Here is a 16,761-nt window from a genome sequence, read left to right on the forward strand (position 1 = left end):
GAGGGGACCGCAGGATGCAGGAGGCACCGGAGCTTCGGAGCGCGGCAGACCCCGCGTCGGAGGGCTGGCGGGCCAATGAACAGGCCCATCTCACGCTCGTGGAGGAGCTGCGCGCCAAGCTGGCCGCGGCGTCCCTCGGCGGCGGCGAGAAGGCGCGGGCCCGGCACACGGCGCGCGGCAAACTGCTGCCCAGGGACAGGGTGGACACACTGCTGGACCCGGGTTCGCCCTTCCTGGAGCTGGCCCCGCTCGCGGCCGACGGGATGTACGGCGGGCAGGCCCCGGCCGCCGGCGTGATCGCCGGGATCGGGCGGGTCAGCGGCCGCGAGTGCGTGATCGTCGCGAACGACGCCACGGTCAAGGGCGGCACGTACTACCCGATGACGGTCAAGAAGCACCTGCGCGCCCAGGAGGTGGCCCTCGACAACCGGCTGCCGTGCGTCTACCTCGTCGACTCCGGCGGGGCCTTCCTGCCCATGCAGGACGAGGTCTTCCCCGACCGGGACCACTTCGGCCGGATCTTCTACAACCAGGCCCGGATGTCCGGCGCCGGCATCCCGCAGATCGCGGCCGTCCTCGGCTCCTGCACGGCCGGCGGCGCGTACGTCCCGGCGATGAGCGACGAGGCCGTGATCGTCCGCAACCAGGGCACGATCTTCCTCGGCGGGCCCCCGCTGGTGAAGGCGGCCACCGGCGAGGTCGTCACGGCGGAGGAGCTGGGCGGCGGCGAGGTGCACTCCCGGGTCTCCGGCGTCACCGACCACCTCGCCGAGGACGACGCGCACGCCCTCAGGATCGTCCGCAACATCGTGGCCACGCTCCCGGCCCGGCAGTCGCTGCCCTGGGAGGTGCAGCCCGCGGCCGAGCCGAAGGTGGACCCGTACGGGCTGTACGGCGCGGTCCCGGTCGACTCCCGCACGCCCTACGACGTCCGCGAGATCATCGCGCGCGTGGTCGACGGCTCGCGGTTCGCCGAGTTCAAGAGCGAGTTCGGGCAGACCCTGATCACCGGCTTCGCGCGGATCCACGGTCACCCGGTCGGGATCGTCGCCAACAACGGCATCCTGTTCGCCGAATCCGCCCAGAAGGGCGCCCACTTCATCGAGCTGTGCGACCAGCGCGGCATCCCGCTGGTGTTCCTCCAGAACATCTCCGGCTTCATGGTCGGCAGGGACTACGAGGCGGGCGGCATCGCCAAGCACGGCGCGAAGATGGTGACGGCCGTGGCCTGCACGCGCGTGCCGAAGCTGACGGTGGTGGTCGGCGGTTCGTACGGCGCGGGCAACTACTCGATGTGCGGCCGGGCCTACTCCCCCCGCTTCCTGTGGATGTGGCCCAACGCCAAGATCTCCGTCATGGGCGGCGAGCAGGCCGCCTCCGTCCTCGCGACCGTCAAGCGGGACCAGCTGGAGGCGCGCGGCGAGGAGTGGCCGGCCGAGGACGAGGAGTCCTTCAAGGCGCCGATCCGGCAGCAGTACGAGCAGCAGGGCAACGCCTACTACGCCACCGCCCGGCTCTGGGACGACGGCGTCATCGACCCGCTGGAGACCCGTCAGGTGCTGGGCCTCGCCCTGACGGCCTGCGCCAACGCGCCCCTGGGAGATCCCCAGTTCGGCGTCTTCCGGATGTGAGGAGGGGAACCGTGTTCGACACAGTACTGGTGGCCAACCGGGGCGAGATCGCCGTGCGCGTGATCCGTACGCTCCGCTCGCTGGGCGTGCGCTCGGTGGCGGTCTTCTCCGACGCCGACGCCGACGCGCGGCACGTCCGGGAGGCCGACACGGCGGTACGGATCGGTCCGGCGCCGGCCGCCGAGAGCTATCTGTCGGTGGAGCGGCTGCTGGAGGCCGCCGCCCGCACCGGCGCCCAGGCCGTCCACCCCGGTTACGGCTTCCTCGCCGAGAACGCGGGCTTCGCCCGTGCCTGCGAGGAGGCGGGGCTGGCGTTCATCGGCCCGTCGGCGGACGCCATCGCGCTCATGGGCGACAAGATCCGGGCCAAGGAGACCGTCCGGGCGGCCGGGGTGCCGGTCGTCCCCGGCTCCAGCGGGAGCGGGCTGTCCGACGCCCGGCTCGCCGACGCCGCGCGGGAGATCGGCGTCCCGGTGCTGCTGAAGCCGTCGGCCGGCGGTGGCGGCAAGGGCATGCGGCTGGTGCGGGACATCTCCGCCCTCGAGGAGGAGATCGCCGCCGCCCGCCGCGAGGCCCGCGCCTCCTTCGGCGACGACACCCTGCTGGTGGAGCGGTGGATCGACCGCCCCCGGCACATCGAGATCCAGGTGCTGGCCGACGGCCACGGGAACGTGGTCCACCTCGGCGAGCGCGAGTGCTCGCTCCAGCGGCGCCACCAGAAGATCATCGAGGAGGCGCCGAGCGTGCTCCTCGACGAGAAGACGCGGGCCGCGATGGGCGAGGCGGCCGTGCAGGCGGCCCGCTCGTGCGGGTACCGGGGCGCGGGCACGGTGGAGTTCATCGTGCCGGGCGGGGACCCGTCGCAGTACTACTTCATGGAGATGAACACCCGTCTCCAGGTGGAGCACCCGGTCACGGAGCTGATCACGGGGCTCGACCTGGTCGAGTGGCAGCTGCGGGTGGCGGCCGGGGAGCGGCTCGGATTCGCGCAGGAGGACGTGACGCTGACCGGGCACGCGGTCGAGGCCCGGATCTGCGCGGAGGACCCCGCGCGCGGCTTCCTGCCCTCCGGCGGCACGGTCCTGCTGCTGGACGAGCCCCAGGGCGACGGCGTCCGCACCGACTCCGGGCTCAGCGAGGGCACCGAGGTGGGCAGCCTGTACGACCCGATGCTGTCCAAGGTGATCGCCTACGGCCCCGACCGCGCCACGGCGCTGCGCAGGCTCCGGGCGGCCCTGGCGGAGACGGTCACGCTGGGCGTGCAGACCAACGCGGGCTTCCTGCGCCGGCTGCTGGCCCATCCGGACGTCGTGCGGGGCGACTTGGACACCGGTCTGGTCGAGCGGGTCGTGGACGACCTGGTCACCACGGACGTACCGGAGGAGGTCTACGAGGCGGCGGCGGCCGTACGGGCACAGGCGCTCCGGCCCCGCACGGACGGCTGGGTCGACCCGTTCTCGGTGCCGAGCGGCTGGCGGCTCGGCGGCACCCCGAAGCCGCCCGTCTTCCACCTGCGGGTCCAGGACCCGGTGACGTACACCCCGCGCGGCACCGCGGCCGTCACCGACGGCACCGTCAGCGTCACCCTCGACGGCGTCCGCCACACCTTCCGCCGGTCCGGCGACTGGATCGGCCGGGACGGCGACGCCTGGCAGGTACGGGACCACGACCCGGTGGCCGCGTCTCTCGGGGGGTCCGCCCACGCGGGTGCCGACTCCCTCACCGCGCCCATGCCCGGCACGGTCACCGTGGTCAAGGTGGCCGTCGGGGACGAGGTGAGCGCCGGGCAGAGCCTGCTGGTGGTCGAGGCGATGAAGATGGAGCACGTCATCTCCGCCCCGCACGCCGGCACGGTCGCCGAGCTGGACGTGACCCCGGGCACCGCGGTCGCCATGGACCAGGTGCTGGCCGTCGTCGCACCGCACGAGGAGGTGGCGCGGTGACCGCCGAGGGACTGCCCATGGTCGTACCGGCCCAGGACCTGCCCGCGCGGGTACGGATCCACGAGGTCGGCGCGCGCGACGGACTGCAGAACGAGAAGTCGGCCGTACCGACGCAGATCAAGGCGGAGTTCATCCGCCGGCTGGCCGGCGCGGGCCTGACGACGATCGAGGCGACGAGCTTCGTGCACCCGAAGTGGGTGCCTCAACTCGCCGACGCCGAGGAGCTGTTCCCGCTCGTCAGCGGCCTGGACGTCGCCCTTCCGGTGCTGGTGCCCAACCAGCGCGGCCTGGACCGGGCGCTGGCCCTCGGCGCCGATCGCCTCGCCGTGTTCGCCAGCGCCACCGAGTCCTTCGCCAAGGCCAACCTCAACCGGACGCTGGACGAGTCGCTCGCGGTGTTCGAACCGGTGGTGCGGCGCGCGAAGGACGAGGGCGCGCATGTGCGCGGCTATGTGTCGATGTGCTTCGGCGACCCGTGGGAGGGCGCGGTGCCGCTGCACCAGGTGGCCCGCGTCTGCACGGCGCTGCGGGACATGGGCTGCGACGAGCTGAGCCTCGGCGACACGATCGGCGTGGCCACCCCCGGCCATGTCCTCGAACTGCTCAGCCTGCTCAACGAGGAGGGCGTGCCGACGAACGAGATCGGCGTGCACTTCCACGACACCTACGGCCAGGCGCTGTCGAACACGCTGGCCGCCCTCCAGCACGGCGTGACCACGGTGGACGCCTCCGCGGGCGGCCTCGGCGGCTGCCCGTACGCGAAGTCCGCCACCGGCAACCTCGCCACCGAAGACCTCGTATGGATGCTGCACGGCCTCGGCATCGAGACCGGGGTCGACCTCGGCCGTCTGACCGCCACCAGCGTGTGGATGGCCGCCCACCTGGACCGGCCCAGCCCGTCCCGTACCGTCCGCGCTCTCTCCCACAAGGACCAGTGATCAGCATGGACCACCGTCTCAGCCCTGAGCTGGAGGAACTCCGCCGTACGGTGGAGGAGTTCGCGCACGACGTCGTGGCGCCGAAGATCGGCGACTTCTACGAGCGGCACGAGTTCCCGTACGAGATCGTCCGCGAGATGGGCCGTATGGGCCTGTTCGGGCTGCCGTTCCCGGAGGAGTACGGCGGGATGGGCGGCGACTACCTGGCGCTCGGGCTCGCCCTGGAGGAGCTGGCCCGGGTGGACTCCTCGGTGGCCATCACCCTGGAGGCGGGTGTCTCGCTGGGCGCCATGCCGTTGCACCTGTTCGGCACGGAGGAGCAGAAGCGCGAGTGGCTGCCCCGGCTCTGCTCCGGTGAGATCCTGGGCGCGTTCGGCCTGACCGAGCCGGACGGCGGCAGCGACGCCGGGGCGACCCGCACCACGGCCCGCCTGGACCCGGACACCGACGAATGGGTCATCAACGGCACGAAGTGCTTCATCACCAACTCGGGTACGGACATCACCGGACTGGTCACGGTCACCGCGGTCACCGGCCGCAAGCCGGACGGCCGTCCGGAGATCTCGGCGATCATCGTCCCGTCCGGGACGCCCGGCTTCACGGTGGCGGCGCCCTACTCGAAGGTCGGCTGGAACGCCTCCGACACGCGCGAGCTGTCCTTCCAGGACGTCCGCGTCCCGGCCGCCAACCTGCTCGGCGAACAGGGCCGCGGTTACGCCCAGTTCCTGCGCATCCTGGACGAGGGCCGCATCGCGATCGCGGCGCTCGGGACGGGTCTGGCCCAGGGCTGCGTGGACGAGTCGGTGAAGTACGCGAAGGAACGGCACGCCTTCGGCCGTCCGATCGGCGCCAACCAGGCCATCCAGTTCAAGATCGCAGACATGGAGATGAAGGCCCACACGGCCCGCCTGGCCTGGCGCGACGCGGCCTCCCGCCTGGTGGCGGGCGAGCCGTTCAAGAAGGAGGCGGCGCTCGCCAAGCTCTACTCCTCCACGGTCGCCGTCGACAACGCCCGCGAGGCCACGCAGATCCACGGCGGCTACGGCTTCATGAACGAGTACCCGGTGGCCCGCATGTGGCGCGACTCCAAGATCCTGGAGATCGGCGAGGGCACGAGCGAGGTCCAGCGCATGCTGATCGCGCGGGAACTGGGGCTGGTGGGCTGAGCCCGCCCGGCCCACGGCCACGACACGGGACCGGCGCCGCACGGCGCCGGTCCCGTCGTCAATTCCGGCCGGTGCGGGGGCCGTCCGCGGGCGCCTGTGGGCCGGGGAGGGAGCACCCCGCCCCCTGGACATCAGCTGAGGTTAGGCTAACCTACCTTCGACCTTGTCCGGCGGGCGCTTCGCCCCGTTCGAAAGCAGTCACACCCATGTCCCAAGCCCGTGCCACCCACTTCACTCGCCGCGGCCTGCTCGCCGCGGGCGGCGCCCTCGGACTCGGTGCCGCGCTCGCCGCCTGCGGGGACGACAAGGACGAAGACGGCGGTGCCGGTACGGCCGCCAAGAACGGCAAGTCCGGCCCCTGGTCCTTCAAGGACGACCGCGGCACGGCCGTGAAGCTGGACAAGGCCCCCGCGAACATCGTCGCGTTCACCGGTGCGGCCGCCGCGCTGTACGACTACGGCATCCAGGTCAAGGGTGTGTTCGGTCCGACGAAGACCACCGCCGGCAAGCCCGACGTCCAGGCCGGCGACATGGACGTCAGCAAGCTGACGGTCCTCGGCAACACCTGGGGCCAGTTCAACATCGAGAAGTACGCCTCCCTCGCGCCGGACGTGCTCATCACGACGATGTTCGACGACGCCGGCACCCTCTGGTACGTCCCCGAGGAGTCCAAGAAGAAGATCGCCCAACTGGCCCCCACCGTCGGCATCTCCGTCTACGACCGCCAGCTCACCCAGCCGCTCCAGCGGATGTGGGACCTCGCCGAGTCGCTCGGCGCGGACATGAAGGCCGCCAAGGTCACCGAGGCCAAGAAGCGGTTCGAGGACGCCGCCGCCCGGCTGCGCGCCGCCGCCAAGGCCAAGCCCGACCTCAAGGTGATGGCCGGCAGCGCCAGCGACCAGCTGTTCTACGTCTCCGGCACCAACCTCTCCATCGACCTCGAGTACTTCAAGGCCCTCGGCGTGAACTTCGTGGAGCCGCCGGAGAGCGCCAAGAAGCAGGGCGGCGGCTGGTACGAGTCGCTCAGCTGGGAGAACGTCGACAAGTACAAGGCCGACATCATCATGATGGACGACCGCTCCTCGGCCATCCAGCCGGCCGACATCACCAAGGCGACCTGGAAGAAGCTGCCCGCCGTCAAGGCCGGCCAGGTCATCGGCCGCTCCCCGGAGCCGATCCTCTCCTACGACAAGTGCGTGCCGCTGCTGACGAACCTGGCCGAGGCGCTGGAGAAGGCCAAGAAGGTCGGCTAGGGGCTTTCGTTTGGATCAGGCCAGGGCCCGCGAGCCCGGCGTGATCCGAACGAGAGGCCCGAGGTCCGGCCGCGGGACCGGATGAGCCCGGGCCCCGCGTAGCCGTCGGACCGCCGGCCGTCCGCGGCCGGCCGGGTCCACGCGGCTGAGCCGCATGTCGAGTACGGCCCCGCGCCCCTCCGGGGGCGCGCACCACCGTCCCCTGAAGTCACCTCAGGAGCCACTGATGACGACAGCCGTAGCCGCCCCGTTCCGTTTCTTCTCCCTCCAGGTCGTACGGACGAGGCGGCTCGGCCCGTCCCTGGTCCGGGTCACCTTCGCCGGGGCCGATCTGCACGCCTTCCACTCCGACGGGCGGGACCAGTCGCTCTCGCTGTTCCTGCCGCACCCCGGCCAGAGCGAGCCGGTCGTACCGCTGGAGCTGGGCGACGGCTGGTGGCAGGGCTGGCGCGAACTCCCGGACGACGTACGGGCGGTGATGCGCTCGTACACCCTGCGGGCGCTGCGGCGGGACGCCCTGGGCCACACCGCCGAGATCGACATCGACTTCGCCCTGCACGGCATCGGGCCCGGCACCTCCCCCGCCCCCGGCTCCGCCCGGACGGCGGGAACGGCTGCCGGCCCGGCCTCCCGCTGGGCCTCGCGTGCCGCCGCCGGCGACCGGGTCCTGCTGCTCGGACCGGCCGTCGCCGACAACCGGGCGATCCGTTTCCGCCCGCCCGAGGACACCGATCTCGTCGTCCTGTGCGGCGACGAGACGGCCGTACCGGCCGCGACCGCGATCCTCGAATCCCTGCCCGCCGGCACCCGGGTCCAGGCCTGGCTGGAGGTGCCGCACGCCGGTGACATCCTGGACGTCTGCACGGAGGCGGACGCGGAGATCACCTGGCTCGTACGGCACGACGGGTCCCCCATGGCCGTCGACGCCGTACGGGCCGCCGGGCTGGCGGACGCCGGGCGGCCGTATGTGTGGATCGCCGGAGAGTCGGGTCGAGTCCGCGCGCTGCGGCGGTACTTCGTCGGTGAACGCGGCGTGGACCGGCGGAGCGTCACCTTCGTCGGCTACTGGCGGCAGGGGATGACGGAGGAGCAGCTCCGGGCCGCGGAGTAGCCACCCCCCTCGAAGTGACGCCGGTCACCGGAGAGCCATGACCTGGTGACGGATACTTAGGTTAGGCTAACCTAAGTTGATCCCGCACGGACCGTCCCCTCGGAGGACCCCCACATGCGCTCGCACCTGCTCAATGGCCTCACCGCGGAGCACTACCGCCGCTCCGTGACCGAAGGAGTCGAGCGGGTGGCGGCCAAACTCGCCACCACCGACCGTCCGTTCACCGGCGTCACCGTGGACGCCCTGTCTCCCCGCATCGGCGACATCGACCTGGACCGTCCGCTGGGCGACACCACCGCCGCCCTGGACGAACTGGAGGACGTCTACCTGCGGGACGCGATCTACTTCCACCACCCCCGTTACCTCGCCCACCTCAACTGCCCGGTCGTCATCCCGGCGGTGCTCGGCGAAGCCGTGCTCTCGGCGGTCAACTCCTCGCTGGACACCTGGGACCAGTCCGCCGGCGGCACCCTCATCGAGCGCAAGCTCATCGACTGGACGGCCGCCCGCATCGGCCTCGGCCCCGCCGCCGACGGCGTCTTCACCTCCGGCGGCACCCAGTCCAACCTCCAGGCGCTCCTCCTCGCCCGGGAGGAGGCCAAGTGCGACGACCTCGCCCGGCTGCGCGTCTTCACCTCCGAGGTCAGCCACTTCAGCGTGCAGAAGTCCGCGAAACTCCTCGGCCTCGGGCCGGACGCCGTCGTCGCGATCCCCGTCGGCCACGACAAGCGCATGCAGACCCTCGCCCTCGCCCACGAACTGGAACGCTGCGCGAAGGACGGCCTGGTCCCCATGGCCGTCGTCGCCACGGCCGGCAGCACCGACTTCGGCTCCATCGACCCGCTGCCGGAGATCGCCGGGCTGTGCGCCCGGTACGACGTCTGGATGCACGTGGACGCCGCCTACGGCTGCGGACTGCTCGCCTCCCTGAAGTACCGGGACCGCATCGACGGCATCGAGCGCGCCGACTCCGTCACCGTCGACTACCACAAGTCCTTCTTCCAGCCCGTCAGTTCCTCCGCCGTGCTGGTCCGGGACGCGGCCACCCTGCGGCACGCCACCTACCACGCCGAGTACCTCAACCCGCGCCGCATGGTGGAGGAACGTATTCCCAACCAGGTGGACAAGTCCCTCCAGACCACCCGCCGCTTCGACGCCCTCAAGCTGTGGCTCACCCTGCGCACGATGGGCGCCGACGGCATCGGACAGCTCTTCGACGAGGTCTGCGACCTGGCCCAGGAGGGCTGGAAGCAGCTCGCGGCCGACCCCCGCTACCACGTCGTCGTCGAACCCGCCCTGTCCACCCTCGTCTTCCGCTACATCCCGTCGGGCGTCACCGACCCGGCCGAGATCGACCGCGCCAACCTCTACGCCCGCAAGGCCCTGTTCGCCTCCGGCGACGCCGTGGTCGCGGGCACCAAGGTGGCCGGCCGCCAGTACCTGAAGTTCACCCTGCTCAACCCCGAGACCACGACCGGCGACATCGCCGCCGTCCTCGATCTGATCGCCGGCCATGCCGAGCAGTACCTGGGAGTGTCCCTTGACCGCGCGTCCTGAAAGCCCGAACAAGACCTACGACTTCGTGGGGATCGGGCTCGGCCCCTTCAACCTCGGCCTCGCCTGCCTCACCGAGCCCATCGCCGAACTGGACGGCGTCTTCCTGGAGTCCAAGCCGGGCTTCGAGTGGCACCCCGGCATGTTCCTGGACGGCGCCCACCTCCAGACGCCGTTCATGTCGGACCTGGTCACCCTGGCCGACCCGACCTCGCCGTACTCCTTCCTGAACTACCTGAAGGAGAAGGGCAGACTGTACTCGTTCTACATCCGCGAGAACTTCTACCCGCTGCGCGTCGAGTACGACGACTACTGCCGCTGGGCGGCCGGCCGGCTGAGCAGCGTCCGCTTCGGCACCACGGTCACCGAGGTGACGTACGAGGACGAGCTGTACGTCGTGCGCACCGAGGCCGGTGACACCTACCGCGCCCGTCACCTGGTCCTCGGCACGGGCACCGCCCCCTACGTCCCCCCGGCCTGCCAGGGCCTGGACGGGGACTTCCTGCACAACTCCCGCTACATGCACCGCAAGGCGGAGCTTCAGCGGAAGAAGTCCATCACGATCGTCGGCAGCGGCCAGAGCGCGGCCGAGATCTACCACGAGCTGCTCGCCGAGATGGACGTCCACGGCTACCGGCTCGACTGGGTCACCCGCTCCCCGCGGTTCTTCCCGCTGGAGTACACCAAGCTGACCCTGGAGATGACCTCCCCGGACTACATCGACTACTTCAGGGCGCTGCCCGAGGAGACCCGCTACCGGCTGGAGAAGCAGCAGAAGGGCCTGTTCAAGGGCATCAACTCGGATCTGATCGACTCGATCTTCGACCTGCTCTACCAGAAGAGCGTGGAGAGCGGCGACCGCCCGGTGCCCACCCGGCTGCTCACCAACTCCACGCTGCGCACCGCGACGCACCAAGGCGGCACCTACACCCTCGGCTTCCACCAGGACGAGCAGGACAAGGACTTCGAGATCCGCACGGAGGGCCTGGTCCTGGCCACCGGCTACCACTACACGCCGCCGGCCTTCCTCGCCCCGGTCCAGGACCGGCTCCGCTTCGACGGCCACGGCCGCTTCGACGTCGCCCGCAACTACGCCATCGACGTCACCGGCCGGGGCGTCTTCCTCCAGAACGCCGGCGTCCACACCCACAGCATCACCAGCCCGGACCTGGGCATGGGCGCGTACCGCAACTCGTACATCATCCGCGAGCTGCTCGGCACCGAGTACTACCCGGTCGAGAAGACCGTCGCGTTCCAGGAGTTCGCCGTATGACTTTCACCTTCCGTACCGTCGATCCGCTGAAGGACGGCGAACTCCTGTACTCCTGGCTCACCCATCCCAAGGCGGCCTTCTGGATGATGCAGGACGCGAAACCGGAGGAGGTGGAGCGCGCCTACATGGAGATAGCGGCGGACGAGCACCACCACGCGCTGTTCGGGCTGCGCGACGGCGAGCCCGCCTTCCTGATGGAGAAGTACGACCCCGCGCACCGGGAACTGGCCGGGCTGTACGAAGCACGGCCCGGTGACATCGGCATGCACTTCCTGACCCCGGCAACGGACGCCCCCGAGCACGGCTTCACCAAGGCCGTCATCACCGCCGTCATGGCCCACCTCTTCGAGGGCCCGGCCGTGGAGCGCGTCGTCGTCGAGCCGGACGTCGGCAACAAGGCCGTGCACGCCCTGAACGCGGCCGTCGGCTTCGTGGCCGAGCGGGAGATCGACAAGCCGGAGAAGCGGGCCCTGCTGAGCTTCTGCACCCGCGAGCAGTTCGAGAAGGCGGTGACCGCATGACCCTCGCCGGCACCGTGGCCCACCTGTCCCCCGAACGCTGGGCGGCCGCCAACCGGCTGCTGCTGCGCAAGGCCCTCGCCGAGTTCGCGCACGAGCGCCTGATCACGCCCGAGGAGGACGGCGACCGGTACGTCGTCCGCAGCGACGACGGGCTCACCTCCTACCGGTTCAGCGCCGTACGCCGGGCCCTGGACCACTGGCAGATCGACCCCGACTCGATCACCCGGCACCGCGACGGTGGCGAACCGCCGCTCGCCGCGCTGGACTTCTTCATCGAGCTGAAGGACTCCCTGGGGCTGAGCGACGAGGTCCTGCCGGTCTACCTGGAGGAGATCTCCTCCACCCTCTCGGGCACCTGCTACAAGCTCACCAAGCCCCCTGTCACCTCCGCGGAGCTGGCGGCGAGCGGCTTCCAGGCGATCGAGACCGGGATGACCGAGGGCCACCCGTGCTTCGTCGCGAACAACGGGCGGCTCGGCTTCGGCATCCACGAGTACCTGTCGTACGCGCCCGAGACGGCGAGTCCCGTCCGGCTGGTGTGGCTGGCCGCCCACCGCTCGCGGGCCGCGTTCACGGCGGGCGTCGGCATCGAGTACGAGTCCTTCCTGCGCGAGGAGCTGGGCGAGAAGACGGTGGAGCGGTTCCGTACCGTCCTCACCGGCCAGGGCCTCGACCCCGCCGACTACCTGTTCATCCCGGTGCACCCCTGGCAGTGGTGGAACAAACTCAGCGTCACCTTCGCCGCCGAGGTGGCCCGGAACCATCTCGTCTGCCTCGGCGAGGGCGACGACGAGTACCTGGCCCAGCAGTCGATCCGGACCTTCTTCAACACCAGCGCCCCGCACAAGCACTACGTGAAGACGGCCCTGTCCGTCATCAACATGGGCTTCATGCGCGGTCTGTCGGCCGCCTACATGGAGGCGACCCCGGCCATCAACGACTGGCTGGCCCGGCTCATCGAGAGCGATCCGGTGCTGAAGGCGAGCGGCCTCACGATCATCCGGGAACGGGCCGCCGTCGGCTACCGGCACCTGGAGTACGAGCGGGCCACCGACCGCTACTCGCCGTACCGCAAGATGCTGGCCGCGCTGTGGCGGGAGAGCCCGGTGCCCTCGCTGAAGGACGGCGAGTCCCTCGCGACCATGGCCTCCCTGCTGCACGTCGACCACCAGGGTGCCTCCTTCGCCGGCGCGCTGATCGCCCGCTCCGGTCTGACGCCCGCCGAGTGGCTGCGCGGGTATCTGCGGGCCTACTACACCCCGCTGCTGCACAGCTTCTACGCCTACGACCTGGTGTTCATGCCGCACGGCGAGAACGTGATCCTGGTCCTGGAGGACGGCGTGGTGACGCGGGCGGTCTACAAGGACATAGCCGAGGAGATCGCCGTCATGGACCCGGACGCGGCCCTGCCGCCCGAGGTGCGGCGCATCCGGGTCGAGGTCCCGGAGGACACGAAGCTGCTGTCGATCTTCACGGACGTCTTCGACTGCTTCTTCCGCTTCCTGGCCGCCCACCTCGCCGCCGAGGGCATCCTGGAGGAGGACGGCTTCTGGCGCACGGTCGCCGAGGTGACCCGCGAGTACCAGGAGGCGAACCCCCAGCTGGCCGACAGGTTTCGCCAGTACGACATGTTCGCCCCCGAGTTCGCGCTGTCCTGCCTCAACCGGCTCCAGCTGCGGAACAACAGGCAGATGGTGGACCTCACCGACCCGTCCGGCGCACTCCAGCTGGTCGGCACCCTGAAGAACCCCCTCGCCGGCTTCTGACCCCACCGGACGGACGGCCACCCCGCAGTACGGTCCTGCGGGGTGGCCGTCGGTCATCGGTGAGGCCCAGGCCGCCGGTGGTCGGTCAGGCGGTCGGCCAGGGGACCTGGGGCGACCGGTAGTAGTGGATGCCCAGGGCGTCCCAGCGCGGGCCCTGTGCGGCCAGCCGGGTCCTGTAGGTGTTCCAGTCGTGGCTCGCCGCCGGGGACCAGCCCAGCTCGGCCGCTCCGGCGAGCCGCGGGAACGCCAGGTACTCGATGTCGGCGGACTTCTTCACGGTCTCCGTCCACAGCGGCGCCTCCACGCCCCTGACCGCCGAGGCGGGAACCCCGGCGAGGTAGGCGCCCGGATTCCAGTCGTAGGACCGTCTCACCTCCACCAGGCCCGCCCATCTGGTGCCCAGGACGGTGTCCTTGGTGTACTTCATGTCCAGGTAGACCCGGTCGGCCGGGGACAGGACGAGCCCGGTGCCGTTCCGGGCCGCCTGCGCCACCTGAGCCTTCTCCGGCGCTGCGGTGCCGTCCAGCCCCCAGTACTGGGCGAGGGCACCCTCGGCGGGGTGGGCGCCGGTGAGCTGGTGCCAGCCGATGACGGTCTTGCCGTACCGGGCCACGACCGGCTGCACGCGGTCCATGAACTCCACGTAGTCGGCGTGGCCGGTGGAGTGCGCCTCGTCGCCGCCCATGTGCAGGTAGCGGCCGGGGGTGAGGGCGGCCAGCTCCCGGACGACGTCGGCCACGAAGTCGTAGGTGACCTCCTTGGGCACGCACAGCGAGCTGAAACCGACCTTGGTGCCGGTGTACAGCGGGGGTGCCACGCCGTCGCAGTTGAGTTCCGCGTAGGAGGCCAGGGCCGCGTTGGTGTGGCCGGGCATGTCGATCTCCGGCACGACCTCCAGGTAGCGGGAGGCCGCGTACCGGACGATCTCCCGGTAGTCGGCCTTGGTGTAGAAGCCGCCCCGGCCGCCGCCGACCTGGGTGGAGCCGCCGAAGGAGGCCAGCCGCGGCCAGGAGTCGACCGCGATGCGCCAGCCCTGGTCGTCGCTCAGGTGCAGATGCAGTTCGTTGACCTTGTACAGGGCCAACTGGTCGATGTAGCGCTCGACCTGGGCGACCGTGAAGAAGTGCCGGGAGACGTCCAGCATGGCGCCCCGGTAGGCGTACCGGGGGCGGTCCCGCACGGTGCCGCCGGCGATCCGCCAGGGGCCGGGCTGGACGGTCTTCCTCTCGACGGCCGCCGGCAGGAGCTGCCGCAGGGTCTGGACGCCGTGGAAGAGCCCGGCGGGGGTGCTCGCGGTGAGGGTCACCCCGCCGGCGCCGCTGTGCAGCCGATAGCCCTCGGCTCCCGAGTCTCCGCCGGCGAGCCGGAGCCGGATGCCACCGGTGCCGTGGTCGGTGACCGGCAGCGGATAGCCGGTGGAGGGCCGCAGGACGCCGGCCAGGTAGGCGCCGATACGGCGCACCTCGGGCGAGCCGTCGACCCGGATGCCGGTCTCGCGGGTGATGCGGTACGGCGTCCCGCCCGGCGAGACCGAGGCCGGTACCGGGACCACCCGGCCCAGCGGGACCGGTGTGGCGGCGGCCCGTGCCTCGGGGGCCGCGCCGAGGGTGGAGGCGCCGGCCGCGGCGAGCAGCAACAGGGATCCGAGGATGCGGGGGGTTCGGGGAGTCGTGCTGTGGTTCCGTCTCACATGCGCTCCCTTCGGAGGGGTCGACCGTCAGACGTGGTCGAGACCACTGTCCCGCGGATCCGGCGGAACAGTCCCCGCGGGGCGGAAATCATCCGGAAGGACGGCACGGCGCCCGGCCCTCGACGGCGAGGAGCGCAACGCCCCGCCTCCGGAGGGGTTTTCCGCCCGCCGGTCGCCTACTTGGCCCTGCGGGACACCGTGAAGTGGTCGATGCGGTCGCCCGTCTCGGCGATGCCCGACACCGTCAGCGTGGTCTGGCGGCCCCTCGGCGCGGGCGTGACGTCCACGCGGAGGAAGGAGTAGTCGAGGTAGCGCACCCGGGACCAGCCGACGGTCTCGTCGACCTTGCCGTCCTTGGTGTTGACGAACGAGGCCACGGAGTCGGTCTCGTGCTCGTTCCCCTCGTAGGAGTCCGGAGCCGAGAAGGCGTACAGGCTGCGGCCCGCCGCGCCCGCGGTGACGTACACCACACCCTCGGTCTCGGGGTAGGCCGTGCCGCCGATCGGCAGCTTCTTGGTGACCTCGTCGCCCTTGATGACGTCGGTGCGCTCGTACTGGTGGTTGTGGCCGTTGATGACCAGGTCCACCGTGTACTTCTCGAACAGCGGCACCCACTCCTGGCGCACGCCCCCCTCCGAGGCGTGCGCGGTGGAGGTGCAGTAGGCGCAGTGGTGGAAGAAGACGACGATGAAGTCGATGTCCTTCGCCGCCCGGTACTTCTTCAGCTGGGCTTCCAGCCATTTGGTCTGGGTTCCGCCGGATATGCCCAAGTTCGCCGGGATCTCGAAGGAGATGTCGTTGGCGTCGAGCGAGATGACCGCCGTGTTGCCGTAGGCGAAGGAGTAGACGCCCGGCAGGTTCTTCCTGTCGGGGCCGTTGTCCGGGAGGGTCCAGCGGGCTTCCTCGCCGCCGTAGCCGTTGGGCGAATACCAGGCCTCCATGTCGTGGTTGCCGTACGCCGGCATCCACGGGACCTGCTTGGCGACCGACTCGGTCTGGTGCAGGAACTGGTCCCAGGTGCGCGAGTCGAACCCGCCGTCGGTGGTCTTGCCCTGGCCGGCCGGGTCGCCGTAGGCGATGTCACCGGCGTGCAGATGGAAGGCCGGGTTCTGGCCGAGGATCAGGGCGTTGTTCGCCAGGCCGTGATATCCGACACCCTCGTCGCCGAAGGCGGTGAAGGTGAACGGCGCCTTGTGGGCCGGGGCGGTGGTGAAGGTGCCCAGGGTGCCCAGCAGGTGCGGCTCGGCCGGGTCGAATCCCCGGTGTCCGACGCCGTAGTAGTACGTCCTGCCGGGGCGCAGGTGGGTGAGCTTGGCGTGCGGGTAGTACTGGGTGTGGTCGCCGCTCGCGCCGACACCGGCCGGGGTGTGGAGCGTGCGGACCTCGGCCTCGATCCTGCGGGAGAGATCCCAGGGGTGGGCGCCGATGCGGATGAACGGCTTCCGCACGGCGACCGGGACCTGCCAGGAGACCGTGATCTCGGTGCGCGGGTCGTTGCCCCAGGCCAGGTGGCGGCCGAAGGGGGTGACGAGGGAGCCGTCGACCGACTCGGCGGAGGAGGAGGTCCTCCCCCACTGCTTGACGGGCGTGGGAGGTACCCCCAGCGCCGGCACGGCGGCCTGGGCGGTGGCACCCGGCACGAACGCGCCACCCGCGACGGTGCCCAGCGTGACGGCGCCGCCCCTGATCATGGTGCGCCGCGAGAACCTGGCGCGCAGGTACTCGTGCTGCTCGGCCATGCTCATGCGCTCGGCCAGCTTGTCGGGTACTCCCATACGAGGTATGTCCATGGCGTCTGAAACTCGTCGGTTCGGGCAACGAGACGCAGGACACAGGATGGACGGTGCGCGAACACGGCCCCATAAGAGATTCAATAACGGTCTGCCCGAAATCGGGCACGATTCTTGCGAAACCG

12 protein-coding genes are annotated in these 16,761 nt (G+C 70.8%); 10 read left to right on the plus strand and 2 right to left on the minus strand.

The features are described from left to right. Positions 1-14: 14 nt before the first annotated feature. From JK361_RS11440 to JK361_RS11485, 10 genes are all read left to right on the plus strand, one after another. Entirely contained in the window at positions 15-1,631 is a 1,617-nt protein-coding gene (locus JK361_RS11440) for a carboxyl transferase domain-containing protein (protein ID WP_201815621.1), read from the plus strand. An 11-nt stretch (positions 1,632-1,642) separates the two neighbouring features. Further along, on the plus strand, positions 1,643-3,574 hold the full coding sequence (locus JK361_RS11445) for an acetyl/propionyl/methylcrotonyl-CoA carboxylase subunit alpha (RefSeq protein ID WP_201815622.1): 1,932 nt from the start codon (positions 1,643-1,645) through the stop codon (positions 3,572-3,574). Next, entirely contained in the window at positions 3,571-4,512 is a 942-nt protein-coding gene (locus JK361_RS11450) for a hydroxymethylglutaryl-CoA lyase (protein ID WP_201815623.1), read from the plus strand. The genes JK361_RS11445 and JK361_RS11450 overlap by 4 nt, the downstream gene beginning before the upstream one ends. 5 nt (positions 4,513-4,517) lie before the next feature. Then, positions 4,518-5,678 carry an acyl-CoA dehydrogenase family protein gene (locus JK361_RS11455; RefSeq protein WP_201815624.1) on the plus strand — a complete coding sequence of 387 codons (1,161 nt, stop codon included), beginning with the start codon at positions 4,518-4,520 and terminating at the stop codon, positions 5,676-5,678. A 206-nt stretch (positions 5,679-5,884) separates the two neighbouring features. Next, on the plus strand, positions 5,885-6,931 hold the full coding sequence (locus JK361_RS11460) for an ABC transporter substrate-binding protein (protein WP_201815625.1): 1,047 nt from the start codon (positions 5,885-5,887) through the stop codon (positions 6,929-6,931). A 226-nt stretch (positions 6,932-7,157) separates the two neighbouring features. Continuing rightward, the gene (locus tag JK361_RS11465) at positions 7,158-8,042 is read left to right on the plus strand and encodes a siderophore-interacting protein (protein WP_201815626.1); all 885 of its coding nucleotides are present in this window, start codon (positions 7,158-7,160) and stop codon (positions 8,040-8,042) included. A 114-nt stretch (positions 8,043-8,156) separates the two neighbouring features. Continuing rightward, the gene (gene desA, locus JK361_RS11470; RefSeq protein ID WP_201815627.1) at positions 8,157-9,599 is read left to right on the plus strand and encodes a lysine decarboxylase DesA; all 1,443 of its coding nucleotides are present in this window, start codon (positions 8,157-8,159) and stop codon (positions 9,597-9,599) included. Further along, complete coding sequence (locus JK361_RS11475) at positions 9,583-10,869, plus strand: lysine N(6)-hydroxylase/L-ornithine N(5)-oxygenase family protein (protein WP_201815628.1); 1,287 nt, start codon at positions 9,583-9,585, stop codon at positions 10,867-10,869. The genes desA and JK361_RS11475 overlap by 17 nt, the downstream gene beginning before the upstream one ends. Then, positions 10,866-11,390 carry a GNAT family N-acetyltransferase gene (locus tag JK361_RS11480; protein ID WP_201815629.1) on the plus strand — a complete coding sequence of 175 codons (525 nt, stop codon included), beginning with the start codon at positions 10,866-10,868 and terminating at the stop codon, positions 11,388-11,390. The genes JK361_RS11475 and JK361_RS11480 overlap by 4 nt, the downstream gene beginning before the upstream one ends. Then, entirely contained in the window at positions 11,387-13,156 is a 1,770-nt protein-coding gene (locus JK361_RS11485; RefSeq protein ID WP_201815630.1) for an IucA/IucC family protein, read from the plus strand. The genes JK361_RS11480 and JK361_RS11485 overlap by 4 nt, the downstream gene beginning before the upstream one ends. An 85-nt stretch (positions 13,157-13,241) precedes the next feature. Here JK361_RS11485 and JK361_RS11490 read toward each other — a convergent pair whose 3' ends face one another. Together JK361_RS11490 and JK361_RS11495 are read right to left on the minus strand one after the other, a co-directional pair. Then, positions 13,242-14,846 (minus strand): beta-N-acetylhexosaminidase, encoded by a 1,605-nt coding sequence (locus JK361_RS11490; RefSeq protein ID WP_201815631.1) that lies wholly within the window; start codon positions 14,844-14,846, stop codon positions 13,242-13,244. 176 nt (positions 14,847-15,022) lie between these two features. After that, positions 15,023-16,621: a purple acid phosphatase family protein gene (locus JK361_RS11495; protein ID WP_201815632.1), complete on the minus strand. Its 1,599-nt coding sequence runs from the start codon at positions 16,619-16,621 to the stop codon at positions 15,023-15,025. Between the last annotated feature and the right edge of the window lie 140 nt (positions 16,622-16,761).

This window comes from Streptomyces musisoli, assembly GCF_016741855.1.
In the GTDB taxonomy this organism is placed as follows: Bacteria; Actinomycetota; Actinomycetes; order Streptomycetales; family Streptomycetaceae; genus Streptomyces; species Streptomyces musisoli.

Coding starts and splice junctions, on each gene's coding strand:
- JK361_RS11495 (WP_201815632.1), bottom strand. CDS start 16,621: ATGGGAGTACCCGACAAGCTGGCCGAGCGCATGAGCATGGCCGAGCAG.
- JK361_RS11455 (WP_201815624.1), top strand. CDS start 4,518: ATGGACCACCGTCTCAGCCCTGAGCTGGAGGAACTCCGCCGTACGGTG.
- JK361_RS11485 (WP_201815630.1), top strand. CDS start 11,387: ATGACCCTCGCCGGCACCGTGGCCCACCTGTCCCCCGAACGCTGGGCG.
- JK361_RS11480 (WP_201815629.1), top strand. CDS start 10,866: ATGACTTTCACCTTCCGTACCGTCGATCCGCTGAAGGACGGCGAACTC.
- JK361_RS11440 (WP_201815621.1), top strand. CDS start 15: ATGCAGGAGGCACCGGAGCTTCGGAGCGCGGCAGACCCCGCGTCGGAG.
- JK361_RS11465 (WP_201815626.1), top strand. CDS start 7,158: ATGACGACAGCCGTAGCCGCCCCGTTCCGTTTCTTCTCCCTCCAGGTC.
- JK361_RS11460 (WP_201815625.1), top strand. CDS start 5,885: ATGTCCCAAGCCCGTGCCACCCACTTCACTCGCCGCGGCCTGCTCGCC.
- desA (WP_201815627.1), top strand. CDS start 8,157: ATGCGCTCGCACCTGCTCAATGGCCTCACCGCGGAGCACTACCGCCGC.